Source organism: Larkinella terrae, assembly GCF_009668025.1.
Lineage (GTDB): Bacteria > Bacteroidota > Bacteroidia > Cytophagales > Spirosomataceae > Larkinella > Larkinella terrae.
The window spans coordinates 1,776,547-1,798,720 of record NZ_WJXZ01000014.1 but is presented as its reverse complement, the minus strand read 5'-3'; the positions used below and the strand labels follow the sequence as shown (position 1 = coordinate 1,798,720).

Annotated in this window: 23 protein-coding genes and 3 tRNA genes; 10 read left to right on the top strand and 16 right to left on the bottom strand. The window is 50.2% G+C overall.

The genetic code is table 11. The features are described 5' to 3' along the window. Positions 1 to 47 precede the first annotated feature (47 nt). Positions 48 to 704 carry a peptide-methionine (S)-S-oxide reductase MsrA gene (gene msrA, locus GJJ30_RS29065; RefSeq protein ID WP_154178657.1) on the bottom strand — a complete coding sequence of 219 codons (657 nt, stop codon included), beginning with the start codon at positions 702 to 704 and terminating at the stop codon, positions 48 to 50. A gap of 251 nt (positions 705 to 955) precedes the next feature. On the opposite strand from msrA, the gene GJJ30_RS29060 reads away from it, so the two are divergent. Beyond that, entirely contained in the window at positions 956 to 1,726 is a 771-nt protein-coding gene (locus GJJ30_RS29060; RefSeq protein WP_154178656.1) for a carboxypeptidase-like regulatory domain-containing protein, read from the top strand. A 93-nt stretch (positions 1,727 to 1,819) separates the two neighbouring features. Here the strand turns inward: GJJ30_RS29060 and GJJ30_RS29055 are convergent, their stop codons facing one another. Next, positions 1,820 to 2,806: an aldo/keto reductase gene (locus tag GJJ30_RS29055; RefSeq protein ID WP_154178655.1), complete on the bottom strand. Its 987-nt coding sequence runs from the start codon at positions 2,804 to 2,806 to the stop codon at positions 1,820 to 1,822. Between the two features lie 502 nt (positions 2,807 to 3,308). Here GJJ30_RS29055 and GJJ30_RS29050 point away from each other — a divergent pair. Next, positions 3,309 to 4,517 carry a PQQ-dependent sugar dehydrogenase gene (locus tag GJJ30_RS29050; RefSeq protein ID WP_154178654.1) on the top strand — a complete coding sequence of 403 codons (1,209 nt, stop codon included), beginning with the start codon at positions 3,309 to 3,311 and terminating at the stop codon, positions 4,515 to 4,517. 108 nt (positions 4,518 to 4,625) lie between these two features. On the opposite strand, the gene GJJ30_RS29045 is transcribed toward GJJ30_RS29050, so the two are convergent. From GJJ30_RS29045 to GJJ30_RS29030, 4 genes are all read right to left on the bottom strand, one after another. Beyond that, positions 4,626 to 5,393 (bottom strand): LytR/AlgR family response regulator transcription factor, encoded by a 768-nt coding sequence (locus GJJ30_RS29045; RefSeq protein WP_154178653.1) that lies wholly within the window; start codon positions 5,391 to 5,393, stop codon positions 4,626 to 4,628. Beyond that, a complete protein-coding gene (locus GJJ30_RS29040) occupies positions 5,390 to 6,490 on the bottom strand; it encodes a sensor histidine kinase (RefSeq protein WP_154178652.1) in 1,101 nt (366 codons plus the stop codon). The genes GJJ30_RS29045 and GJJ30_RS29040 overlap by 4 nt, the downstream gene beginning before the upstream one ends. Before the next feature lie 175 nt (positions 6,491 to 6,665). Beyond that, on the bottom strand, positions 6,666 to 7,052 hold the full coding sequence (locus GJJ30_RS29035; protein WP_154178651.1) for a hypothetical protein: 387 nt from the start codon (positions 7,050 to 7,052) through the stop codon (positions 6,666 to 6,668). A 79-nt stretch (positions 7,053 to 7,131) separates the two neighbouring features. Then, positions 7,132 to 7,485, bottom strand: a complete 354-nt coding sequence (locus GJJ30_RS29030) for a T9SS type A sorting domain-containing protein (RefSeq protein ID WP_154178650.1) — start codon at positions 7,483 to 7,485, stop codon at positions 7,132 to 7,134. A 219-nt stretch (positions 7,486 to 7,704) separates the two neighbouring features. On the opposite strand from GJJ30_RS29030, the gene GJJ30_RS29025 reads away from it, so the two are divergent. Further along, positions 7,705 to 8,355, top strand: a complete 651-nt coding sequence (locus GJJ30_RS29025) for an RNA polymerase sigma factor (RefSeq protein WP_154178649.1) — start codon at positions 7,705 to 7,707, stop codon at positions 8,353 to 8,355. 71 nt (positions 8,356 to 8,426) lie between these two features. Here GJJ30_RS29025 and GJJ30_RS29020 read toward each other — a convergent pair whose 3' ends face one another. From GJJ30_RS29020 to GJJ30_RS29010, 3 genes are all read right to left on the bottom strand, one after another. Next, complete coding sequence (locus tag GJJ30_RS29020; protein WP_154178648.1) at positions 8,427 to 8,861, bottom strand: response regulator; 435 nt, start codon at positions 8,859 to 8,861, stop codon at positions 8,427 to 8,429. 215 nt (positions 8,862 to 9,076) lie between these two features. Further along, positions 9,077 to 9,547, bottom strand: a complete 471-nt coding sequence (locus GJJ30_RS29015) for a hypothetical protein (protein WP_154178647.1) — start codon at positions 9,545 to 9,547, stop codon at positions 9,077 to 9,079. 178 nt (positions 9,548 to 9,725) lie between these two features. Further along, the gene (locus GJJ30_RS29010; RefSeq protein ID WP_154178646.1) at positions 9,726 to 10,946 is read right to left on the bottom strand and encodes a PQQ-dependent sugar dehydrogenase; all 1,221 of its coding nucleotides are present in this window, start codon (positions 10,944 to 10,946) and stop codon (positions 9,726 to 9,728) included. Between the two features lie 320 nt (positions 10,947 to 11,266). Here GJJ30_RS29010 and GJJ30_RS29005 point away from each other — a divergent pair, with 320 nt between their 5' ends. Continuing rightward, entirely contained in the window at positions 11,267 to 11,518 is a 252-nt protein-coding gene (locus tag GJJ30_RS29005; RefSeq protein ID WP_154178645.1) for a hypothetical protein, read from the top strand. A 57-nt stretch (positions 11,519 to 11,575) separates the two neighbouring features. After that, entirely contained in the window at positions 11,576 to 12,643 is a 1,068-nt protein-coding gene (locus tag GJJ30_RS29000; protein WP_154178644.1) for a PLP-dependent cysteine synthase family protein, read from the top strand. Between the two features lie 104 nt (positions 12,644 to 12,747). Here GJJ30_RS29000 and GJJ30_RS28995 read toward each other — a convergent pair. The 7 genes from GJJ30_RS28995 to GJJ30_RS28965 all read right to left on the bottom strand — a co-directional run bounded on the left by GJJ30_RS28995 (position 12,748) and on the right by GJJ30_RS28965 (position 17,243). Continuing rightward, a tRNA-Arg gene (locus GJJ30_RS28995) sits at positions 12,748 to 12,821 on the bottom strand. Between the two features lie 153 nt (positions 12,822 to 12,974). Continuing rightward, positions 12,975 to 13,244, bottom strand: a complete 270-nt coding sequence (locus GJJ30_RS28990) for a transposase (protein WP_369008985.1) — start codon at positions 13,242 to 13,244, stop codon at positions 12,975 to 12,977. 22 nt (positions 13,245 to 13,266) lie between these two features. Next, complete coding sequence (locus GJJ30_RS28985) at positions 13,267 to 13,482, bottom strand: ISAon1 family transposase N-terminal region protein (RefSeq protein WP_229313484.1); 216 nt, start codon at positions 13,480 to 13,482, stop codon at positions 13,267 to 13,269. 147 nt (positions 13,483 to 13,629) lie between these two features. Continuing rightward, positions 13,630 to 13,703, bottom strand: a tRNA-Pro gene (locus tag GJJ30_RS28980). 117 nt (positions 13,704 to 13,820) lie between these two features. Further along, positions 13,821 to 16,442 carry a phosphoenolpyruvate synthase gene (ppsA, locus tag GJJ30_RS28975; protein ID WP_154178643.1) on the bottom strand — a complete coding sequence of 874 codons (2,622 nt, stop codon included), beginning with the start codon at positions 16,440 to 16,442 and terminating at the stop codon, positions 13,821 to 13,823. Position 16,443: 1 nt separating this feature from the next. Beyond that, positions 16,444 to 16,905, bottom strand: a complete 462-nt coding sequence (locus tag GJJ30_RS28970) for a MarR family winged helix-turn-helix transcriptional regulator (protein WP_154178642.1) — start codon at positions 16,903 to 16,905, stop codon at positions 16,444 to 16,446. A 251-nt stretch (positions 16,906 to 17,156) separates the two neighbouring features. Beyond that, positions 17,157 to 17,243, bottom strand: a tRNA-Ser gene (locus GJJ30_RS28965). Between the two features lie 205 nt (positions 17,244 to 17,448). On the opposite strand from GJJ30_RS28965, the gene GJJ30_RS28960 reads away from it, so the two are divergent. The 5 genes from GJJ30_RS28960 (at position 17,449) to GJJ30_RS28940 (ending at position 22,115) form a co-directional block, all read left to right on the top strand. Continuing rightward, positions 17,449 to 18,411 (top strand): vWA domain-containing protein, encoded by a 963-nt coding sequence (locus GJJ30_RS28960; protein ID WP_154178641.1) that lies wholly within the window; start codon positions 17,449 to 17,451, stop codon positions 18,409 to 18,411. 58 nt (positions 18,412 to 18,469) lie between these two features. Beyond that, complete coding sequence (locus tag GJJ30_RS28955; protein WP_154178640.1) at positions 18,470 to 19,177, top strand: tetratricopeptide repeat protein; 708 nt, start codon at positions 18,470 to 18,472, stop codon at positions 19,175 to 19,177. Between the two features lie 256 nt (positions 19,178 to 19,433). Then, on the top strand, positions 19,434 to 20,609 hold the full coding sequence (locus GJJ30_RS28950; protein ID WP_154178639.1) for a thiolase family protein: 1,176 nt from the start codon (positions 19,434 to 19,436) through the stop codon (positions 20,607 to 20,609). A gap of 116 nt (positions 20,610 to 20,725) precedes the next feature. Further along, positions 20,726 to 21,679 (top strand): phosphoribosylaminoimidazolesuccinocarboxamide synthase, encoded by a 954-nt coding sequence (locus GJJ30_RS28945; protein ID WP_154178638.1) that lies wholly within the window; start codon positions 20,726 to 20,728, stop codon positions 21,677 to 21,679. Between the two features lie 28 nt (positions 21,680 to 21,707). Beyond that, complete coding sequence (locus GJJ30_RS28940) at positions 21,708 to 22,115, top strand: STAS domain-containing protein (protein WP_154178637.1); 408 nt, start codon at positions 21,708 to 21,710, stop codon at positions 22,113 to 22,115. Positions 22,116 to 22,174 lie beyond the last annotated feature (59 nt).

Below are 22,174 nucleotides of genomic sequence, written 5' to 3'. Positions count from 1 at the left end.
ACCAAAACCTGCCCTATAACGGGGATTAAACAAGCGGTTTCGCGCCATTAAATGGCGTAATCACCTTCTTTTTTCAACTTCCCTTTCATCGCTTTCCGGAGCTTTTCCACTTTGGGGATTGATACGCTCTGAATATACGGCTGGTTGGGATGCAGTTTGCAGTAATTCTGATGGTAGTTTTCGGCGGGGTAAAATGCCGTGAACGGCAGCACTTCCGTCACCACCGGATTTTTGTAATGCTTTGACGCGTTCGTCCGCTGAATGGCGGCTTCAATGGCCTGTTTTTCGGCTGGTGTGCGGTAAAAGGCTACCGAGCGGTAATCTCGCCCGACATCGGGGCCCTGCCGATTGAGCGTTGTGGGATCGTGACCGGCAAAAAACGCATCGAGAAGTTCATTGTAACTGATGACCGCCGGATCGTAATACACCTGCACCGATTCGGCATGACCGGTTTCATCCGTTCCAACCTGCCGGTATGTCGGATTTTTGACATTTCCGCCCGCATAGCCCGAAATGACTTCCCGAACGCCCTTTAATTGATCAAATCCTTCTTCCTGCGCCCAGAAACAGCCCCCGGCAAACGTGGCAACCGCTTCGCCCGGTTTTAGTGTGGGCAATTTTGCGGGATTGGTATCCTGGGTCTGAGCGGGCGTACAACCAATCAGGAGTAACAAGCCCAACACAGCGGTTTTAATAGATTTCATAGAAAAGATTGGTTTATACCATTTTAACAAATTCTGAGGAAGCGCCGTTCAGGCTGCCCAATAATATACTCATCAGAAGATAAATTGGATTTTCTCCATGACAAATTCATCGAATTCGCCATTGACAGTCCATCCGTTACAGGTAGCAACTCAGTATACATATCCCACAATTGGGTAAACAACCGTTTCCAAACCGGGTGTTGAAGGTTCTATTTTTGACCCATCTATCAAACATCCAAATCCACACTTTTATGAAAACGGTTTATTATCTTCTGCTCCTGGTTGCCCTCCTGAGTTCGGCAGCCTGTACCAAACCCGGTATCGACGGCCCTTCCACCGGGGGTAAGCCTCAGGAAGGGATTGTCAGTGGGCGCGTAGTCGACAGTCAGGGCAAACCCGTTGCCAATGCCGTTATTGTGGCCAGCAACACCGACTATTACAACAAAACCTCCACGGGGTATACCGATGCGTCCGGAAATTACCGCTTCAAATTGCCCACCGGCATTGCCGAAGGCTCCTACACGGTTAGCGGAACAGTAACTCTCAAGTACCACAATAAGAATTTTGAAATGGGGCTGTACCAGGAAGATACGCGGGTCTTTTCCGCCTACGATGGGGCCGTTCGCAATTTCGTGTTTCGCCTGACGGGAAAACGGGCGGCCGATGACGACGAGACGAGTCGTCCGCTTGGTGCCCGGCTGGAGGTGCACCCCAATTTCAATAAAATCGATAGCGAAAATCTGGAAATCACACTCGAGCCCGTTGGCCCGCTGGTCGACGGAAGTACTGGCAAGAAACTGGTTGCAATGATGCCGCAACGGAGCGATTACATTGAAGACATTCCTGTTGGAATGTACAAAATTTCGGCTCGTGATAAAGTGAGCGGACAAAAATTGGGCGTAGCCATTCTTGGCTCATCAAAAGCCCACGAGTCCTCTCTGACGACCTTATTTGAAAAGGATCAGATTGTTGGTTCGACCTTGTACGATTTAGCGATTACGGTTGATACCTTTGGCGACTGATCTTGAGTTTCATCGATACTAGCCTGCCGCCAATTGGATTCAGGTTAGAAAGGAACTGACGGATGCACGCCTAATACCATGCATCCGTCAGTTTTACAGCCCCGTCGACTTCTCCATCTGGTCGGTGTACCGGTTTCCCATCACATCAATCCGGGACGAGGCTTCTGCAATTTCCCGAAGTTCGTCCGTGGTGAGTTGAATCGTTGCGGCTCCGTTGTTTTCCGCCAGGCGGTGCGGTTTTGTGGTGCCAGGAATCGGTACAATCCACGGTTTTTGCGCCAGCACCCAGGCGAGAGCGATTTGGGCGGGTGTGGCGTTTCGACGCCCGGCAAACTGATCCAGCAAATCCAGCAGGGTTTTATTGGCCATTCGCGCTTCTTCGGTATATCGCGGCAGAATATTCCGGATGTCGCCCTCGGCAAATTTGGTATTCTCATCAATTTTACCGGCCAGAAAACCCTTCCCCAGCGGACTGAAGGCCACTAAACCGATGCCCAGTTCTTCAATAGTCGGAATGATTTCGGTTTCGTGCTGACGGGTCCAGAGGGAATATTCACTTTGCAGCGCCGTAACCGGCTGGACGGCGTGCGCCCGGCGGATGGTTTGGGCGCCCGCTTCCGATAATCCAAAATGCTTTACTTTCCCTTCCTGGATCAGTTCCTTTACGGTCCCGGCTACGTCTTCGATCGGCACGTTCGGATCAACGCGGTGCTGGTAAAACAGGTCGATGACATCGACCCGCAGCCGTTTCAGCGAGGCTTCGGCCACTTCCCGAATGTGTTCCGGGCGGCTGTTGACCCCATTCATTTTGCCGTCCTGAATGTGGAATCCAAACTTGGTCGCAATTACCACTTCGTTTTTAAACGGTTCGAGAGCCTCCCCAACCAGTTCTTCGTTGATGAACGGGCCGTACACTTCCGCTGTATCGAAAAAGGTAACTCCCTGTTCAACTGCGGCACGAATCAGGGTAATCATCTCGTTATTGTCTTTGGGCGGGCCGTAGCCAAAACTCATGCCCATGCAGCCAAGGCCTATCGCGGAAACTTCCAGGCCGTCGTTTCCCAGTTTGCGTTTTTGCATCGTTGTATGTAATAAGAATTCGGAATCATTTCCGTACAAAACCAAAAAGTCGGTAAATCGTTTTTTAACGAAAGTCAAACCGATACGTACGCAATCAAACAGGCGGTTTTTGCAAAACCGCAGATAAATCCGGCAAACCGCTTCGGCCCGTCAGGCGGTTTTATCCGGCGAAAGAATCAATGGATTGCGCTGAAATTGAAGCTCTATTTTCGACTTAAAATTAATTCATTTTGCCAACTAACTTACCGAAAGCACCGGCGCAGTTTGTCGAGAAAAATGGTCGTTGGTCGAAATATTCCCTGGCCGAAACCCAAACCGTCCGCCATTGGTCGTAGGGGCGGTTTCTTCCTGGAAAAATAAGGAGTACATTTGGGCTTTCATCGGGTTTTACAGGACAGGCTGGCCCGACAACCGGGAGTTCTTCGGCGCGATAAAGCCCGGTTTCCAGAATCCAATTTTGTACCTTCGAATCCACTTCAAAAAACAATATAACTGAGCAAAAATGAGCAACAGAATTATCATGTTCTTAGCGGGGGCTACGCTGGCGTTCAACGCCTGTGGTCAGAGTGCGTCAACACAAACCGGTGCTCCGGTGGAGACCAAAGAGCCAAATTCAGCTTATAAGCCTGCTTTTGCCGGTCAAACCCGGGTAGCCGGTGTTAAATCCGCAACGAACTACGAAGGCAAAGTACTGGCGGAAGGCCTGAAAAACCCCTGGGGTATTACCAGCCTGCCGGATGGGCGTCTGCTTATAACGGAAAAAGCCGGAACCATGCGCATTGCCACAACGGATGGAAAGGTAAGCGAGCCTATAACGGGCATTCCGAAGGTAAATTCGGCCGGTCAGGGCGGTCTTCTCGGGGTCCGGGTCGATCCCGCTTTTGCGACTAACCGGATGATCTACTGGGTTTTTTCTGACCCAACTGCGGACGGCAATCTGACCGCCGTGGCAAAAGGAAAACTGTCGGCCGATGAAAAAACCATTGAAGGTGCGACGGTTATTTACCAGGCGACTCCCGCTTACAAAGGAACGCTGCATTACGGCGGCCGGATTTTAATTGATAAAACCGGTAATCTGGTGATCAGCACCGGAGAGCGTTCGGATCTGGAAACCCGGCCCCAGGCGCAGTCGATCAATTCGGGTCTGGGCAAAGTCATTCGGATTACGAAAGACGGAAAACCGGCAGCAGGCAATCCATTTGCCGGACAGGCCGACGCCCGGCCGGAACTGTACTCCTACGGCCACCGGAACGTACAGGGCCTGGCGTTCCACCCAGTTACCGGCGATTTGTGGGAGGCAGAATTTGGCCCCCGGGGTGGTGATGAGGTAAACCGCATCGAGCCGGGAAAAAATTACGGCTGGCCGACCATTACCTACGGCATTGAGTACAGCGGAAAAAAAGTGGGTGACGGCATTCAGCAAAAAGAAGGACTTCAGCAACCGGTTTATTACTGGGATCCTTCCGTTTCGCCGAGTGGAATGACGTTCTACAGCGGTGACCGCATTCCCGAATGGAAAAACAACCTCTTTATTGGCTCGCTGAGCGGCATGCACATCGTGCGGCTCGTGATAGAGAAAAATAAAGTGGTGGGTGAAGAGCGACTGCTTGCGGGCGAGATGCAGCGGTTTCGGGATGTAACCCAGGGCAAGGACGGCGCCTTGTACGCTGTCACCGACCAGGGCCGACTGTACAAAGTCGATAAAAAATAACGATTGTCAGCTTCAAACTGGCTGTAATAGTTGTAGAAACCGTAGCGTGTGGCACACGACTACGGTTTTTTTACGGAAAATAGGATCAGGTGGCGCAAATCCACTTTTTTAGCGGCCCAGCCAGTCCTTAAAATCCGACAGGCGACTGATGCTGACAAATACCTCCTGACGAGCGATTGGTTGCAAATCCAGTTTGAGCCGCCCCGCCGAATATGCGTGAACGGCCTGAATGGCGGTCCGGGCCACGATAAACTGGCGGCTTACGCGAAAAAAATGAGTCGGATTTAATTGAGCCGACAGTTGGTCCAGGCTGTACTCCAGCGGCAGCATTTGCCCGCTTTTGGAAAGCAGGAAAGTCGCTTTTTCTTCGGAATAGAAATACGCAATATCGGACACTTCCACACTGAATATTTTGGTTCCAATCGTGACCATGAACCGTTCCCTGAAACCGGCTGGCTGCGGTTTTTGAATCAACTGAAGCAGCGCACTCAGATCGGGTAAAACCGGTTGGTTTCGGATGGTTTTGAATTTTTCCATTGCCGCCACCAGTTCTTCAAAAGCAACCGGTTTTAGCAGGTAATCGATGCTGTTGACCTTGAATGCCTTCTGCATGTATTCATCATAGGCCGTCGTGAAAATGATGGGCAGGGTCAGGTGCAGGTGTTCAAAAATGCGGAAAGAGAGCCCATCCTCGAGGTGAATATCCATAAAAGCCAGGTCGGGCAGAGACGACTGGCTGCGTTGCCCAAACCATTCCACCGCTTCCTTTACCGAGGGCAACTGCGCCATGATATGAATCGTCGGGTCATATTTTTTCAATAACCGCTCCAGTTGCCGGGCGTTGCGATCTTCATCTTCAATAATGACCACGTTCATGTCAGGAGGGGAATTTTAACGATAAAAAACTCATTCAGATGGCCATACCAAACCGGCCGACGCGTTAACAGAACATACCGGTTCACGATATTCTGCAATCCCAGGCCGGTCGAAACTTCCGGCTGGTCGCGGGGCAACCAGGGATTTTCGATCACCAACTCCTCATCCTGACCGTAAATCCGGATGTGAAGGGGCTCCTGGACCGACATCCGGTTGTGCTTAACCGCATTTTCGACCAGAAGCTGGAGCGATAACGGAGCAATTCGATACTGATTTTGCTGGGCCGGGCTTAGCTCAATCCGGACATCAAACTTGTTTTCAAAGCGGATTTGCAGCAAAAAAGTATACGATTCAATGAATTCAATTTCCGTTTTAAGAGTTACCAACTGCTGATCGCGCTGCTCGAGAATGTAGCGATACACCCTGGAAAGTTGTTTGATGTATTGTTCGGACAAATCGGCATCTTCATGCACCATCGAGGTCAGAATACTCAGGCTGTTGAAGAGAAAATGGGGACTCAATTGGTTTTTTAGGGCTTCCACCTGACTCAGGGCGGCTTCTTTCTCCGACCGTTCGGCGCGGAGCTGAACATCTTTCAGTTGCTGAAACGAGCGCGAAAGAATGGTCAGGTAAAAGGCCGACAGCATCACCACCATATTGAAAACCGTGTTCACGCGCTGCAAATAAGCGGCTACTTCCGGTCCAAACAGCGGAGCTCGCTGCTGGACTGTATCGATCTGAAAGATCAGGGAGAAAACCGCTGACGTGAGCCACTGGTAAACCTGGGCGTAGGATAAGGCCAGCCCCAGCGAAATCAGCATGGTCAGAATCATCGCTCCCCAGTTAAAGTCCAGTAAAAAATCCTCCCCAAACCAGCGAAATAGCTGATTCTGAATCCAGTCCGTTACCACAATCCAGATAAAATACAGAACCAGCGCAATCAGAATCACCACGCCGATAATTGGAAAAATCTCAACGAGCTTGGCCGGATTGCGGACCGGTTCGGGCAGGTTGATGTACAACAACAGGGGCGAATACAGGAGAAGAAGCCGGATTGCCAACTGCCATTTTTGTCGGTATGTCAGTAATGCGGCCATACAATATCAAGGTGCGAAAGTAAAAGGGGTAACGGGCGCCCGGTCCGCGAATCGAAAAGGAGTTAATCGTTTCTTTCTCCTCACGGAACAAGGAAACCGGTCTCAGTAACAGCGCCCTGAGGAGCTTGGATTGTCCTCAGGGCGCAAAATCCCGGTTGATCCACACTAATGGTGGTTATTTTTTAATTCGTACTGCCGTCGACTCCAGCATACTCATCAACATTCCCTTTAAATGATCGTCATCGACTTTCTCCAGTGCCAGGGCAATCTCGCCAGCCTGCTCGGTATTAAAGTAAATGGTCAGTTTTTTCCCTTCTTCTTCCTCGATTTTTGTAATCGCAACGGCCTGAGGATTCGTTCCCGACGGGTCTTTCAACTCACCGGTCAACTTGCCGTCTTTCCGGCTCAATTCGGTCACCAGCACAGAATTACCGGTTGGCGTTCCGCTGATGGTAATTTCCCATTTTCCGACAAAAAAGTCCGACGGGTTTGTGGTTTGCGAGATGCCCTTACTGGCAATACTCAGAAAAAAAACAAACAGGAAAAGGCTTACTTTTTTCATTTTGATAATTGGTTAACTGCGTGATTTAATAATGATTAGATGGGTCTAATACGTGGTTTACTTATGGAATAAGCGGTTTTTACGGTTCCTGAACGACAAAGCTTTCATTCGGATTAGCCTGCACCACAAACCGCTTTGTAACCGTTTCCGCGTTTGTCTGGAGCGTTAACCGGTAGGTACCCGCGCTAAGACTTGAGAAGTCGAATTGCCGGCTTAATCCTTTCTGAAGCGCAACCGTTGAGAAGTAAACCGGTCGACCGTTGGCATCCCAGATGGCCAGTTGCCCCTTGCTCTGAAGCGGCTGTACGTAGAGTCTGATTTTATTTTCGGTGTTCATTACCAGCCGCGCCGGTGTAGTCGAAGTGAGCGGTTGATGAGCGAATGATACGGTACCGGCTAGCAGTCCCAGCATTAGCATTCCTATTTTTTTCATGGCTTTTAAAGTTTAGTTTCTGTATCCGTTCGGCCGATTCGATCCATCGGCGATCCGATGAAACAAAGTTGCGACGGGATGGTCAGGCCTGAAAATCAAAGGCGACGAGCGTGTAAATGAGGCCGATGAGTGTGGCGCATTGAGGGACGAGTGTGAACGAAATCAAGCCATTCTTCGGATCGTAACGGTTGAAATCGAAGAGGTTAAAATGTAAATAAATTGATTTGTACGAATCGCAATCGGCGGCTTTTTCGTACGTATGAATACGCTCAACCTAAAACCGCTTCCGCCTGGCACAGTCACTCTACTCCGCTCAACATCGAAGGAATTGCATTGAAAAAGTATTTAACTGCCGACCAGGAAGCCTTATTACTGGAAGGGTTGATTCAATATAGTCGCAAGGCGTACAGTGAGTTATACGATTATTATGGTTCTACGCTTCTGGGATTCATCAACCGCATGGTGAATGACCAGGTTCAGGCGGAAGATTTATTGCAGGAGACATTCATCAAAGTCTGGCAGCAGATTCACCGTTACGATCCGGCAAAAGGGCGTTTGTTCACCTGGTTATTAAAAATTGCCCGCAACACAACGCTGGATTACCTGCGCAGTCCCGATTATACTAACTCCGTGGAATTTCAATGGAAGATGGGCGAAACCATCCTAACGAACGAAAACCTGGTTGGACTGCGGGAAACGGTTCTGTCGGCTTTATCGCCGGACCATCAGGCGGTTATTGAATTGATTTACTTTCAGGGTTACACGCAGCAACAGGCGGCCGACGAATTGGCCTTGCCCCTGGGAACAGTCAAAACCAGGGTTCGGATGGCCTTGATTGAACTTAAAAACCGGTTTTCTTCCGAGCGGTAAGTTCCGGTTCACGCAATAGCGTAAAATCCTGTCTGAGAGTTCAAAACAAGGTTTTCTGGTGAGAAAGCGAATTAGAAACTGTTCGGGTGTAAACAATTCTGCCAATATCGGACGATTAAATTGATTTGCTCTTTGGTTTCCGTAAAGGTGGTCGGTCGGAGATGAAAACCCTGGATGGTGGCCTTATAAGCTTCCGTAACCTGCTGAGGACTCGCCAGTGCCGTATAAAAAATGAAGGGTATTGCCTTCATCCTTAAAAACTCGTCCGTGTCAATGCGATGCTTTAGCTCCAGGCCGCTCATGCCACCCATATTCAGGTCACACAAAATCAAAAGGGGTTTTTCCCGGGTAGCTTGCAAATAGGAAAGAAATTCTTCTCCCTCTTGAAATAAACGGAGTTGATTGGTCAAATTCAACTCATTGATGATTCGTTCAAAAATAAAATGATTGTCTTCGTCATCGTCAATGTACACCAGAGGACCATTCGTCAACGTTGCCAAGGCCATAGTCTGAAGGTTATATTCATAGGTATGAACGATTAACTAGTTCCGGTTAATCGGTTCATTGGGAGTTTAACCATCCACAGGATTAACTGTTTAAAATAAAAGGCAATCCAATAAGAAATTTCCAAGATCGTCCCTGGTTAACAAAAAAATAGCCATCCCGATTGAATTGGAATGGCTTAGGTAGTCAAAGTAAGCTTCTCTTATAAAAACCGGGATTATTCAGCATTCTTTCGCCGTTTCTTAAAGAAGGCGTAAGCGCCCGCAGCTGCCAACCCACCGATGAGGTACCAGCCGACAGTCATCGCAGCCGTTGCGGTCGTGCGACGGGTAGGCTCGGTTCCCAATCCCAGCGGGCCGGGTAACCCAACAGCGCCCGCTCCGGCGGCAAGTCCCAGCGCTGCGCCCGCCAGCAGCGCGTGCCGGGGTTTTGTCAGCCCGATCAGGCTGTAATAAAGCGCATTGGAAACCAGGTCGCCCCCTAATGCCCAGGTATGAAGTTCCCGGTCATCAGGCGGTTCGGCATCTGTTTTCTCCATTACTTTCTGAATAGCCCGCATTCCCAGGAGATCGGCTCTGGGAGCTTCGTCAATAAGGTGCCGGGCAGTTTCGTGGAGAGCCGTCAGCACACCTGCGCCGATCAAACCGCTACCCAGGGATTCCAAAATTGCATTGTTTCGATTTGCCATACGAACGTAACCAGTAAGAAGATCGAATGTTGTTTTTTTTATCCATTATGCCCTTAAAAAGCTAAAACCGCCGGACGTCGGTCCGACTACAAAATCAAACCGGCCACAAAGCAGCCGGTCTGAAAAATAGGACGTCAGTATTGTTATTACGCTTTGGTTCATTGGTGAACGACCGGTTTTACTGGCCGTAATTCACCCGGTAAATAACGCCATTGTTATCATCGGTAAACAGCAGCGAACCGTCGGGCATGGTCGCAATGCCGACGGGCCGTCCAAATTGAGCCTGGTTGTTGTTGACCAGAAAACCGGTTACAAAATCCTCAAAACGGGTCGGTTTTCCGTTTTCAAAATGAATCCGTACCACCTTATAACCGGAGGGTTGGGTGCGGTTCCACGACCCGCGTAGGGTGGCGAATGCGTCGTTCTGAAACTCCGCCGGAAACTTGCTGCCAGTATAAAAAATCAGGCCCATCGGGGCGGCATGGGCTTCGTAGGAGAAAACGGGCAGCGTGGTTTTGGCCAGAATTTCGGCATAGGTCGTGTCGCCCATCGGTCGCGGGTGAGGATTGTAGTTTCCGTCGCCATAGATGTAAGGCCAGCCGTAAAAACCGCCCGGTTTGATCACATTCAGCTCTTCTTTCTGCTGTTCGTCGCCGAGCCAGTCGATGCCGTGATCGAGTCCGTAGAGTTCTTTGGTTTGCGGATGCCAGCCAAAACCGATGGTGTTACGCAAACCGCTGGCAAAAATCATGCGCCCGGAACCGTCCGGATTCGCCCGCAGAATCGTCGCGTTCTCGGCATTCGGTTCGGCACAGGCGTTGCAGGTGCTGCCCACGGTAATGTACAGCAAACCATCGGGACCGAAGCCCAGGGTGCGGTTGGGGTGCTGACCGCCATCGGGCAGGTTATTGATGAGCAGTTGCGGAGTGTCCAACGAGCCATCCGACTTGATGTCGGCCCGGTAGACTTCCTTGACCGACACCAGATACATCTTTCCGTCGTGGATCGTGAGTCCGTGAACCGCCTTTATTTTAGCGACCTCCTGCTTGAAGTCGGCTTTTCCATCGGCGTTCGTGTCACGCAGCAAGGTGACAGTCCCAGCTTCCCGGCTGGTGACATACACATCGCCCGCAGCGCTCACAGTCAGCATCCGGGGCTTTCCGAGCTGATCGGCGAATTTGGCAATGCGAAAACCCGCAGGGACTCGTAACTGGGCAATGCGCTCGTCCGTCGCGTCGACCAGCGCCGGTTCAAATACGTTTCCCTGAATGCTGGCCGAGGTGGGTTCCTTGTTGGTTTCGGGAATTTGTGAACCAATCAGGTGATCCTTGTCGCAGGCTGTCAGTGCGGATAATAACACGATTCCCATCAGAATCGTCGTCTGATTTCTATTTTTCATTTGAACAATTGAGGTAAACATTGTGTGGTGAAGGACTGATTTCAGCGGTTTTGGTCGCTGGGCTTTGGTGTTTGACAGGTGTCCATTGAACTGAAGACGCAACACTTGGTTGGGAAATTTCTCCGTAATGAGGGAATGGTCCGGCCTTAAAAACCGCTCATTCTTACCTACCCTCCTGACTACCCCTTCTTTTCAACCCGTTTTTTGACCATCGGAGCGGTTTGGAACAGGCGTTATGGTATTTGGAACAGGCGTTATCGTCGGTCTGTCTTTCATCCTGTAGGTTTGTAACCGATCTTCTACCCTAACTTTTCAATTCCATGACTCTTTATTTCTCTCTTGGAGCCTCGGATAGCCCCTGCGTTTGTAGTGCGGAATTTGAAACCCTTATGGACGTTCTGAACAGCTTTGTAGCCGTCGGTAACGTTCTCTTTTCTGCTTTCCTGCTCGATGATGATGGCACGCGCATTGACCTCCCCGTTGCGGCTTTTGATGGATTACCCGCAGCCGTTGGCGTGCAGAATTTGACAAAAGAGTATCAACACCTGCTCAGCATGAAAAGCAGGGCTTAAGTGCCCCAATTACTTGTTCCGTTTCTCTTTGACGCATCTGAAAAACTTTCAACTCCCATGATTTTATCACCTGAAACCACCCTGACACCCGGTATTGAAGAAAAATTTGAACAGCTCTGGAATCTGGTTGGCAACACGCCCATGCTGGAATTATTCTATACGGATCAGGGAAAACCGCGTTCGCTGTATGTGAAGTGTGAGCATTACAACCTGACCGGCAGCATGAAAGATCGTATGGCGCTCCACATTCTGCACGAGGCCTATCGTGAAGGGAATATCCGACCGGGCGACCGAATTGTGGAGGCCACCAGTGGCTGCACGGGGATTGCCTTTTCGGCGGTGGGCCGGGCGCTGGGACATCCCGTTACGATAATCATGCCCGCCGGTGTAAGCCTGGAACGCATCGCGATCATTCAGAGTCTGGGCGCCGATGTCCTGCTGGTTACCAAAGAGGAAGGCGGTTTTTTGGGCGCTCTTCAACGCGCGGAAGAAATGGCCATCAGCGACCCCTGTGTTTTTCTGCCCCACCAGTTCGCCAATCAGTATAACGCTGATGCGCACCGGTTGACCACGGGCAAAGAAATTTGGCTGCAACTCCAGAGTGTCGATGTGACACCGGATGCCTTCGTGGCCGGAGTCGGCACGGGCGGGACGGTGATGGGCGTTGGCCGTTATCTTAAGTTTCGCAAACCCGACATCCGGATTCATCCGCTCGAGCCCGCCGAATCACCGACGCTAACGGTAGGTCACAAAACCGGTACGCACCGGATTCAGGGCTTTTTTGATGAGTTCATCCCCGAAATTCTCCGATTAGACGAACTAGACCATGTTGTGCAGGCCAGTGACGGCGACTCCATCTTAATGGCCCAGAAACTGGCGCAGCAGTTGGGCGTGGCGGTGGGGATTTCGTCGGGAGCGAATCTGATCGGTGCCATTAATTTACAGCGGGAAATGGGTCCCGAATCCAGGGTGGTGACCATTCTGTGCGACAGCAATAAAAAATACCTGAGCACCGACCTGGTTCGGCAGGAGCCCATCAAACCGGGTTATGTTACCCCCGAAATTGAGTTCTTGAAATACCGGTCGATCAGCCGATTATCCGTAAGCCTGTCAAATGTACTTTGACGGGGGCTCCTTTGATTGGGCACGCAGAAGTGCTGATTATTCTATAAAACTAAAACGCGGCTAGCTAATCACCTGATTATTAGCTAGTCGCGTCAGTAAAAATGTGATCCCGTTTGGATTCGAACCAAAGACCGTCTGATTAGAAATCAGATGCTCTATCCAACTGAGCTACGGGACCGCAAAAAAGAATGCGTGAATTCAGGCCCTAAAAGTACGGCAATGCCGACAATTCCACAAGAAAACGCATTGCCTATTTCGGGTTAGCGGCTTCTATCCTACCCTTTTTAGGATCAGCGACGGATCAAGTTCAAAAGTTGTGGATCATCTTGGATTAAGCATATAGCTGCGTTAATCGGTAAAGGAAAAAGTCCACATTTCTTACCCCTCTGAACTGGGCCCGGAAGGCTTTGATCTTGGCATTGAATGACTCGGCAGAAGCATTTGTACTGCGATTGTCAAAGTAGTTCAAGATCGTCTCATAATGGTTCTGAATCGAACGGGCTACCGTGTTGAAAGACTTGAATCCGGCTTGCCGGACTTTTTCATGCCATTTAGCCAGGCGCGCTAAACCGTAGAGCTTTTCGGTGGTAGTTTCAAAAATGTAACTAAGGGACTGACTCAGTTCATAAATGGCCCCGAATAGGAAAATCCTGCACCGTTATCGTCGGAAAGAAGCCTTTGGAGAGTAGGTTTTTCCGGTCCGGGTCATTCTCGTCAGCATTTTTCTCTTCGATATGCACATGAAAGACGCCCTCTGCACGATCGATGGACGTCAATTCGAAATTTTCCAGAATGAACTCAGGCAGCAGGAACTGAATGATAGGTAAGAAACTCTCCAAAACAAATCGGTTTGATGAAAGCACAAACCTAGAAAAATCCTACGCACTCCACAACTTTTGGATTTGATCCTCAGCGACCGCCGGAACAACCTGCTGAAAAACAAAAAAAGGACAAACCGGATTTGACTCCATTTTGTCCTTTTGACGTCGGGGTGGCAGGATTCGAACCTACGACCTCCTGGTCCCAAACCAGGCGCGATACCGGGCTACGCTACACCCCGATTACTTTCGAGAGCACAAATGTACGATTTTAATTCGGAAAAGAAAATCGACACCTGAATATTTCCATTTATTTGTGGTTTTGGGGAGTCTGGCCAGGGTCAAACTCCCCTTTCAGGCTACAGTATTTCGATGTATCCGTCCGTTCCATTCAGCCGGATTTGTTGCCCATCCCGGATCAATCGGGTGGCATTCTCCACGCTGACAACGGCTGGCAAACCGTATTCCCGGGCAATAACCGCTCCGTGGGTCATCAATCCGCCTACTTCGGTAACCAGACCTTTTATGGACACAAACAAGGGCGTCCAGCTCGGGTCCGTAAACGCGGTGACGAGGATATCGCCCTCTTCCAGCCCGGCCTCTTCCATCGTTAAAATAACCCGCGCCCGACCTTCAACAACTCCGGAGGAAACCGGAAGGCCGACAATCGCGTTGGCCGGGAGGTTCTCGCGTTGGTACGCACCGGTGATAATCTCACCATCCGACGTCATAACCCGGGGCGGTTTTAGTTTTTCATAGCTTTGGTACTCGCCTTTTCGGTGCTGGATGAGCTGGTAATCCAGTTGATGAGTGCGAACGACTTCCCGAAGCTCTTCAAACGTGAGGTAGTAACAATCTTCTTTTTCATGAAAAACACCCGCGTTTACGAGATTTTCGGCTTCTTTCAACAACGCCAGCTTATAAATGAAATAGCGATTGACAATACCGTATTTTGGATACTCCCGATAGCCGACGAAGTTCCGGAGCCGACTGATCTGCTGTTTGGTTTCTTCGGCCTTCTGCTCACCATCCGGCAATTGCTTCAATCGAGCCAATAGTTCCTGCTCTTTTTTCAACGCTTCCCGGCGTCCCTGGTCAAATTTCCGACGGCTGGCCCCGGGCTCAAAGTTTTTGATATTGCTGAGAATCAAGGGGATGAGCGTCGCTGGTTTTTCGCTCCAACGCGGCCTGGTGATATCGATTTCGCCGACGCAACGCATTCCGTACTTGTCAAGAAACGCGCGGATAGTATTCCGGGCTTCCCTTCCACCCTCAAATTGAACCAGTTCATTCAGAAATTCGTCATCGTTTGCGTGCGAAAAACCGCCCCGCTCCAAATACGCAATGACTTCCGGGTACGGACGAATTGCATCGGCAACATCCAGTAAAGCCAGCCCCATTTCCGACGTAATGTTGTTGGGCGCCGACTGGGCAAGCGTATCCGCTACGGCCTTTTCACCCAACCACGCCTGAATGTTTTCGTTGATCCAGGCCGCCGTATTGATACCCGTCATGATCGCACCAAAACTTTGCGGATACGAAAGACTCTGGGTCAACTTCAGCCGGTCATCGAGAATAAAGTCGATCAAGTCCACGCCCGACTTTTCCTGAATATCCTCCTTGAGCGTTTCAATCAATGCCTGGCTGTCCCTGATCAGGTCGGCAACAATTGTCGGGTCGTTGGGGAGCACCATTTGAAAATTCGCATGCGACGAAGCTTTAGGCGGTTTTTCCGTTTCATCCATCAAAGGCGGAATAAAATCTCCACGCTTTATTATAGTCGTCAGCGCATCCTTAATGAGCGGATCGGATTTGCCAAGAACATTGATCAGGAGATCTCTCCCGGCCGGAGTAGCCAGATCCTGGACGACATCCACAAACAGCCTTCCTGCCGCCTGATACATGGGTCGGGCCGCCGTTAACCGCCATAAAGACAAACCCAGCGGTTTCATGGGGTCAGTCATCATCTGTTGATGACCAACCGAAACATACATGTGGTTTTCCTGATCGCTGGCTTCGGGAATGGGGAACAGAGTCGTGATGGGCCGACTCTGGACGATATAAAAGGAATCATCCACCAGGCACCATTCAATGTCCTGCGGGCAGCCAAAATGTCCTTCGATCTTTCGCCCAATGGATTCAAGTGCCTGAATCTGCTCATCGGTCAGCGCCTGTTCGTTCTGGCTTTCCGGCTCAATTTCCCGTTCTTTCGTACCGCCGGTTTCCAAGGCATAAATTGCCAGCTTCTTGGTCGAGAGTTGCTTACTGACAATCTGGCCGTTACTCACTTTGTAGTTATCCGCATTCACCAAACCGGAAACCAGCGTCTCACCCAGTCCGAAACTGGCATCGATCGACACAATTTTTCGGTTGGACGTGACGGGATCGGCGGTAAATAAAATACCGGCCACCTGTGGAAAAACCATCTGCTGAACGACTACCGCCAGCTGGACTTTCCGGTGGTCGAAGCGGTTTTGCAGGCGGTAAACGACGGCGCGCTCGGTAAAGAGCGAGGCCCAGCATTTGCTAATGTGCTTCAGAATTACCTCCTTCCCGATAATGTTCAAATAAGTGTCCTGCTGACCCGCAAACGATGCCGTCGGCAAATCCTCCGCCGTGGCACTGGAGCGCACGGCAACAGGTTGTTTTTCATCATATCTGGACAAAAAACCGGTAATCTCCTCGTGCAAATCCTGCGGAATAACAATTGTTTCAATGACCCTCCGAATCTCCCCACTCAGTTCAGCGATTTCAGCCCGGTCTTCCAGTTTTAGATGCGATAACTGGTCAAGTAGTTCCGTAATCGCGGGTTCGTCGACGATTCGTTGAAAGGCTTCCGTGGAAATACAAAAACCACCCGGGACCTGAATGCCATCAATCCGGGAGAGCTCGCCCAGGTTCGCACCCTTCCCCCCGACCAACGCAAATTTCGTTTTATCAATATCCTGAAAATCTAGCAAGTACGAATGGCGGTTTTTCATTTTACAAGGATTGGTTGTTGAGCGTATTTGTTGTTTCATTCATGATTCCAATTGCTTTTGAGAAGTAGGATTCAATGATTTTGATTTCCTCGTTTGAAAAGGAAGCAATCAAATCCTCCGACCTCTTGCGGAACTCTTTATAAAGCGGAACCAGCAAGGCCATGATTTCCGGGGTGTTGGGTTCGATGATGACCTTTCGCCGGTCGTCCGGTGCTAACTGCCTTTTTACCAGATTTTTCTTTTCGAATCGGTCTATCAAACCCGTAATCGCACCTGTCGTTAAACCGGTCAGATTGGCCAGCTCTCCCGCCGTCATCTGCCCTTTTTCCATTAAAAATCCCAGGTATTTATGGTCGGTTCCCGAAAGCCCCGCCTTTCGGGCTACGGTTTCGTGCATCTGTAAAGACGTGTAGGCGTATTGCTGGGTGAGTTTCCTCAGAGATCGGACTTCTTCGTTTTCCATCTTAAATCTTAGCAACTAAATATCTTATCTACAAAGATAATAATAGCTTTTTAGTTCGACCAAAGAATTCTTGATAAAATTTACAGCAGTTGAAAGGCCGGCTGAGCAAACCGGAGCTCGGCAGAAACTGTAGTAGTGAAGAGCGCGGCTATTGAAGCCTTTCAGGATGGAGAAACCGGAAAATATGGCAGCTTCTGCGCGCGCTACCTACGCAAACAAAAAAAGGATGCCGTTATCGACATCCTTTTAAGCGGAGAGAGAGGGATTCGAACCCTCGGTACCGTTACCAGTACGACAGTTTAGCAAACTGTTCCTTTCGGCCACTCAGGCATCTCTCCGAAAGAACCCCAAACCCACTTTGCGGTGATTGGGGTCACAAATATAGATGTATTCCACTCTTTTCGCCAAGATTTCGGGCAAAAACTTTCAGCGGAATTTACGACTGCCGGTATGGCATCCGGTCTTTTCCTCCTAATTTCGCGGCTGCACGGATTCAACCCGGCGGTCGTCGGTTCGTTGATATCCTGATCCTGCGGAGTTTGCATGAACTGGAATTATAGTCTGACTCAAACTGAATATCTGTTCATTGCAGTTTTTGTACTGCTCTACGGCTACTTTTTTTTCCGCATATTTCGGGTCGCCCGACTGCTGGGCACCACGGCCTGGGCGACCATTCCAAAATTTTTTCTCCGAACGGCCTATCTAACTCTTTTGGTTGTCGCCTTACTGGGTCCTTCGTTCGGAGTGGTCGAAAAAGAACTGGTTTCGGAAGGGAAAGACATTTACATCGCCGTCGATTTGTCGAAGTCGATGGATGCGACCGACATTCCGCCGACGCGCCTGGAAAAAGTAAAATATGAATTAAAGCGGCTCATTGAAGCCTTACCCGGAAACCGCTTCGGACTGCTGGTTTTCTCCACGGAAGCCTACGTTCACGCCCCGCTCACGTCCGATCAGGGTGCGCTGGCGCTTTTTATTCAGTCGTTAAACACCCGATTGGTCCCCGAATCCGGCACCAATATCTGCTCGGCAATCGAGCTGGCCCTGCGGAAACAACTGGCCGAAACCTCGGATCTAAATCAGACGAAAGTGCTGGTGCTCCTGACCGACGGAGAAGATTTCGGGGAGTGCGACCCGGCGCTCGCGGGGCAATTGCGCCGATACGGTATTGCTAATTTTGTGGTGGGCGTCGGCACGGAAGCGGGTACGACGATTTCAACTCCCAAAGGCAACCTGCGCGATAAAGACGGAAATATTGTCCGATCGCAGCTCAACCGCACCTACCTGCGCCAGTTTGTGAAGGATACGCGGGGTTCGTACCTGGAGTTGGCGTCGTCGTCCGGCGATTTGACGACCCTCGTATCGGCCATTCAAAATCTGGAAAACCGCCTGGTCGATCAACGGAAACTGGAAGTAACAACAAATAAATACTACTACTTTCTTATCGCTGCGTTGGTGTTCATTGCCGTTGATATTCTCATAACGGTTCGCACGTTTAGGCTGTAAACCGCGTTCCTTTCTGCGAAAGAGTTCGTATTTTCGCGGATCGTTTTTAATTTTAAGCATGACCTACCTTATTTTATCGATATTGCTCTGGTTGTATGACAATCGTTCGTTCGATAAAATCTCGCATGATAACATCGCGCGGATTGAAGGGTTACGCGCCTACCAGGCCGGTAACTACAAACGCGCGGCTGAACAATACGTTGCGCTGGTCAACTCCACTTTATTCGTAGAACCGTCGGCCCGGCTCAACCTGGCGCACTCCTATTTTCAGCTTCGGCAATATGCTCAGGCTCAGAAACATTACCGCCTGGTCGCGCAGGTCAGCCAGCCCGAACTGGCCGCGGCTGCCGAAGTTCAGCTCGGCGTCATTTCGGCCCTCCAGGGCGATTCTAGTTCCGCGCTGGCGTACTTTCGCAAAGCGATGAACACGGTTCCGGCCCTCGAACCGGCCCAATTCAATTACGAACTGATCAAGAAAACCTATTCCGGAAAACCGAATCCCAACGGTTCTCAACGGCCCAAACCCAAACCCCGGCAAAGCACGGAAGAAACGGAAGTGGCAATGGAAAGCGGACGGGATAAAGGCACGGAAGTCGAACAGGGTGACAATAAGGATGAATTGCTGCGTCGGCTGCGCTCACTGAATTTATCGGAAGAACAGGCGTTATCCATCCTGAACGCCATGCAGGACAACGAGGTCCAGTATATTCACCAGCGAAAACAATCGGCGACGTCGAAAAACCGGCAACGATTCAATACGTATTAATGTAGTCTAAGAGACCATTTAAAATTCAGATTTTCCTTTTCCACTTTTGCCCCCAACCCCCTAAAGGGGGCTTTAATCGGCATTCCAAAGCCCCCTTTAGGGGGTTGGAGGCAAAAGTGAAAAAGGAAAATCTGAATTTTTGAAAGTCTTTAAGGTTGTTGGTTTAAAGTTTATTGTTAATTAACCGTTCAACTTTGAATCAATAAACTATAAACCCAAAATCATAAACCCTAAACGAAAAAGTTAGGCGCTAAACATGAATGAAGTAGTCATTGTCTCGGCGGTTCGTACGCCCATCGGCAGTTTTGGCGGAATTTTATCCCCGCTGTCGGCGATTGATCTGGGCGCGCTGGCCATCCGGGGAGCCGTTGAAAAAGCCGGTATTTCGCCCGATCAGGTTGAGGAGGTGATTATGGGCAATGTCGTTTCGGCCAATCTCGGCCAGGCTCCGGCCCGTCAGGCGGCTTTGAAGGCCGGTTTGCCAATTCCCGTTCGCTGTACCACTGTCAATAAAGTCTGTGCGTCGGGAACGAAGGCCATTATGATGGCGGCCCAAACCATTCAATTGGGTCAGGCCGATGTCATCATCGCCGGAGGCATGGAAAGCATGTCGAACGCTCCTTATTATATTCCGAAAGCGCGCTTTGGTTACAAATACGGCGATGGACAACTAATCGACGGCCTGGCCAAAGATGGGTTGGTCGATCCGTTCGAGCGGCATCCGATGGGCGTTTTTGCCGATTTGACGGCAAAAAAATACAACATCAGCCGCGAAACCCAGGATGCTTTTGCCATTCAATCGTACCAACGGGCCGCAGATGCGACGAAAAATGGTAAATTTGGCACCGAGCTCATTCCGGTCGACGTCCCTTTCAACAAAGGTACCCAGACCGTCACGGAGGATGAGGAGTTCAAAAATGTATATTTTGACAAGATTCCGAAACTGAAACCGGCTTTTTCGCCCGACGGCACCGTGACGGCCGCCAACGCTTCGACGATCAACGACGGCGCTTCGGCGCTGGTCATCATGAGTCGGAAAAAAGCCGATGAACTGGGGCTAAAACCGATCGCCCGCATCCTGGGCTACGCCGACGCGGAACGGGAGCCCGCCGAATTTACTACGGCTCCGGTTTTGGCGATTCCGGCGGCTTTGAAACGGGCGGGCGTGAAACCGGATGAGGTCGATTTTTACGAAATCAATGAGGCATTTTCCGTTGTTTCGCTGGCCTGCAGTCAATTGCTGGAAATACCGCAGGAGAAACTGAATGTTTACGGCGGAGCGGTTTCGCTGGGCCACCCGCTGGGAGCTTCCGGGGCGCGGATCGTGACGACGCTGACGAGCATTTTACAGCAGCAAAACGGGCAGATCGGGGCCGTCGGCATCTGCAACGGCGGAGGAGGTGCGTCAGCGTTGGTGATTGAAAAGATTTAATTTTAAATGTAAAATGGTAAATGAGTAATGATAAATGTAAAAGTGCATGTCCCGGTTTTCAACTTTTACATTTATCATTACTCATTTACCATTTATAATTCATTTTTTTTTCGAAAATGAGCAACCCAAAACAGGCCATAAAAGAAACCCATTTTCATTTCGACGGGCAAACCGGTTTTTACCGGGGGAAAGTCCGGGATGTTTATCATTTTGACGACCGGCTGGTGATGGTCGCCAGCGACCGGATTTCGGCTTTCGACGTGGTTTTACCCGTTCCGATCCCGTTCAAAGGGCAGGTTTTGAACCAGACCGCGGCTCATTTTCTGCAAGCCACCGCCGACATCGTTCCGAACTGGCTGCTGGGCGTTCCCGATCCGAATGTGAGTGTCGGCCTGAAATGTCAATCGTATCCGGTCGAGATGGTTGTGCGCGGTTACCTGGCGGGTCATGCCTGGCGCGAATACCGGGCCGGACGCCGGACGCTCTGCGGAGTTGCGTTACCCGACGGTTTGAAGGAAGCCGACAAACTGCCGGATCCGATCATTACGCCATCGACCAAAGCGCAGGAAGGCCACGACGAAGATATTTCGCGGGAGGAGATTCTGAAGCAGGGCATTGTGCCTGAGGATGAGTATGTTCAACTGGAGAAATACGCCCTGGCGCTGTTCAATCGCGGGACCGAAATGGCCGCCGAACGAGGATTGATTCTGGTCGATACGAAGTATGAATTCGGAATCCTTAACGGGAAGATTTACCTGATCGACGAGATTCATACGCCCGATTCGTCCCGGTATTTTTATTCGAATTCCTACGTCGAAAATCAGGAGAAAGGGCTTCAACAGAAGCAATTATCGAAAGAATTTGTTCGGGAATGGCTCATTGCCAACAACTTCCAGGGGAAAGAAGGACAAACCATTCCGGAAATGACAGACGAATGGATTGACCAGATTTCAAATCGTTACATCGAATTGTACGAAACCGTAACCGGACAACCCTTTGTTCGTTCCAAAACGGAGAATATTTACAACCGGATTGAAGAAAACATCCGTCATTCACTAGCAGTTCGTTAATTTTGAAACGGAAACAGTTTACCTTATCATGAATTACGCCATTGAAAAAAACGAGCAATATTCGCTCGTTACACTGAATGAACCGGTATTCGGCGGTGACGTAACAGCCGCATTCGAAACGCTGAGTCGAAACCTGTTCCGGGAAGGTTACAGCAATATTATCGTCGATTTTAGCGCGGTTCAGAACGTTGAAGCGGAAGGCGTCCCGACCATTCGGAAAATCAACCGGCAGTGCAGCAACGAGTCCGGTCTATTGATTCTGGTTACAAAAAGTGAACCCATCATCGGTTTTCTGGATAGCTCAAAAATCCCCGACCTGACCATTTTGCCAACCGTGGAAGAAGCCATCGATGCGGTTTTCATGAACGAACTGGAGAATGATTTCCGCAGTGAAGACGACGACAGCTACGAATTTGGCGGCAGCGCGGACGATTAAAACTTTTCTACCCCCACCCCAGAAAATGGGCTTTCAGCAAGCCGACAAAAGCCCCCTTT

Excerpts from the sequence above, each read along its gene's own strand:
- msrA (WP_154178657.1), bottom strand. The coding sequence starts at position 704 with ATGAAATCTATTAAAACCGCTGTGTTGGGCTTGTTACTCCTGATTGGT.
- GJJ30_RS29060 (WP_154178656.1), top strand. The coding sequence starts at position 956 with ATGAAAACGGTTTATTATCTTCTGCTCCTGGTTGCCCTCCTGAGTTCG.
- GJJ30_RS29055 (WP_154178655.1), bottom strand. The coding sequence starts at position 2,806 with ATGCAAAAACGCAAACTGGGAAACGACGGCCTGGAAGTTTCCGCGATA.
- GJJ30_RS29050 (WP_154178654.1), top strand. The coding sequence starts at position 3,309 with ATGAGCAACAGAATTATCATGTTCTTAGCGGGGGCTACGCTGGCGTTC.
- GJJ30_RS29045 (WP_154178653.1), bottom strand. The coding sequence starts at position 5,393 with ATGAACGTGGTCATTATTGAAGATGAAGATCGCAACGCCCGGCAACTG.
- GJJ30_RS29040 (WP_154178652.1), bottom strand. The coding sequence starts at position 6,490 with ATGGCCGCATTACTGACATACCGACAAAAATGGCAGTTGGCAATCCGG.
- GJJ30_RS29035 (WP_154178651.1), bottom strand. The coding sequence starts at position 7,052 with ATGAAAAAAGTAAGCCTTTTCCTGTTTGTTTTTTTTCTGAGTATTGCC.
- GJJ30_RS29030 (WP_154178650.1), bottom strand. The coding sequence starts at position 7,485 with ATGAAAAAAATAGGAATGCTAATGCTGGGACTGCTAGCCGGTACCGTA.
- GJJ30_RS29020 (WP_154178648.1), bottom strand. The coding sequence starts at position 8,861 with ATGGCCTTGGCAACGTTGACGAATGGTCCTCTGGTGTACATTGACGAT.
- GJJ30_RS29015 (WP_154178647.1), bottom strand. The coding sequence starts at position 9,547 with ATGGCAAATCGAAACAATGCAATTTTGGAATCCCTGGGTAGCGGTTTG.
- GJJ30_RS29010 (WP_154178646.1), bottom strand. The coding sequence starts at position 10,946 with ATGAAAAATAGAAATCAGACGACGATTCTGATGGGAATCGTGTTATTA.
- GJJ30_RS29005 (WP_154178645.1), top strand. The coding sequence starts at position 11,267 with ATGACTCTTTATTTCTCTCTTGGAGCCTCGGATAGCCCCTGCGTTTGT.
- GJJ30_RS29000 (WP_154178644.1), top strand. The coding sequence starts at position 11,576 with ATGATTTTATCACCTGAAACCACCCTGACACCCGGTATTGAAGAAAAA.
- ppsA (WP_154178643.1), bottom strand. The coding sequence starts at position 16,442 with ATGAAAAACCGCCATTCGTACTTGCTAGATTTTCAGGATATTGATAAA.
- GJJ30_RS28970 (WP_154178642.1), bottom strand. The coding sequence starts at position 16,905 with ATGGAAAACGAAGAAGTCCGATCTCTGAGGAAACTCACCCAGCAATAC.
- GJJ30_RS28960 (WP_154178641.1), top strand. The coding sequence starts at position 17,449 with ATGAACTGGAATTATAGTCTGACTCAAACTGAATATCTGTTCATTGCA.
- GJJ30_RS28955 (WP_154178640.1), top strand. The coding sequence starts at position 18,470 with ATGACCTACCTTATTTTATCGATATTGCTCTGGTTGTATGACAATCGT.
- GJJ30_RS28950 (WP_154178639.1), top strand. The coding sequence starts at position 19,434 with ATGAATGAAGTAGTCATTGTCTCGGCGGTTCGTACGCCCATCGGCAGT.
- GJJ30_RS28945 (WP_154178638.1), top strand. The coding sequence starts at position 20,726 with ATGAGCAACCCAAAACAGGCCATAAAAGAAACCCATTTTCATTTCGAC.
- GJJ30_RS28940 (WP_154178637.1), top strand. The coding sequence starts at position 21,708 with ATGAATTACGCCATTGAAAAAAACGAGCAATATTCGCTCGTTACACTG.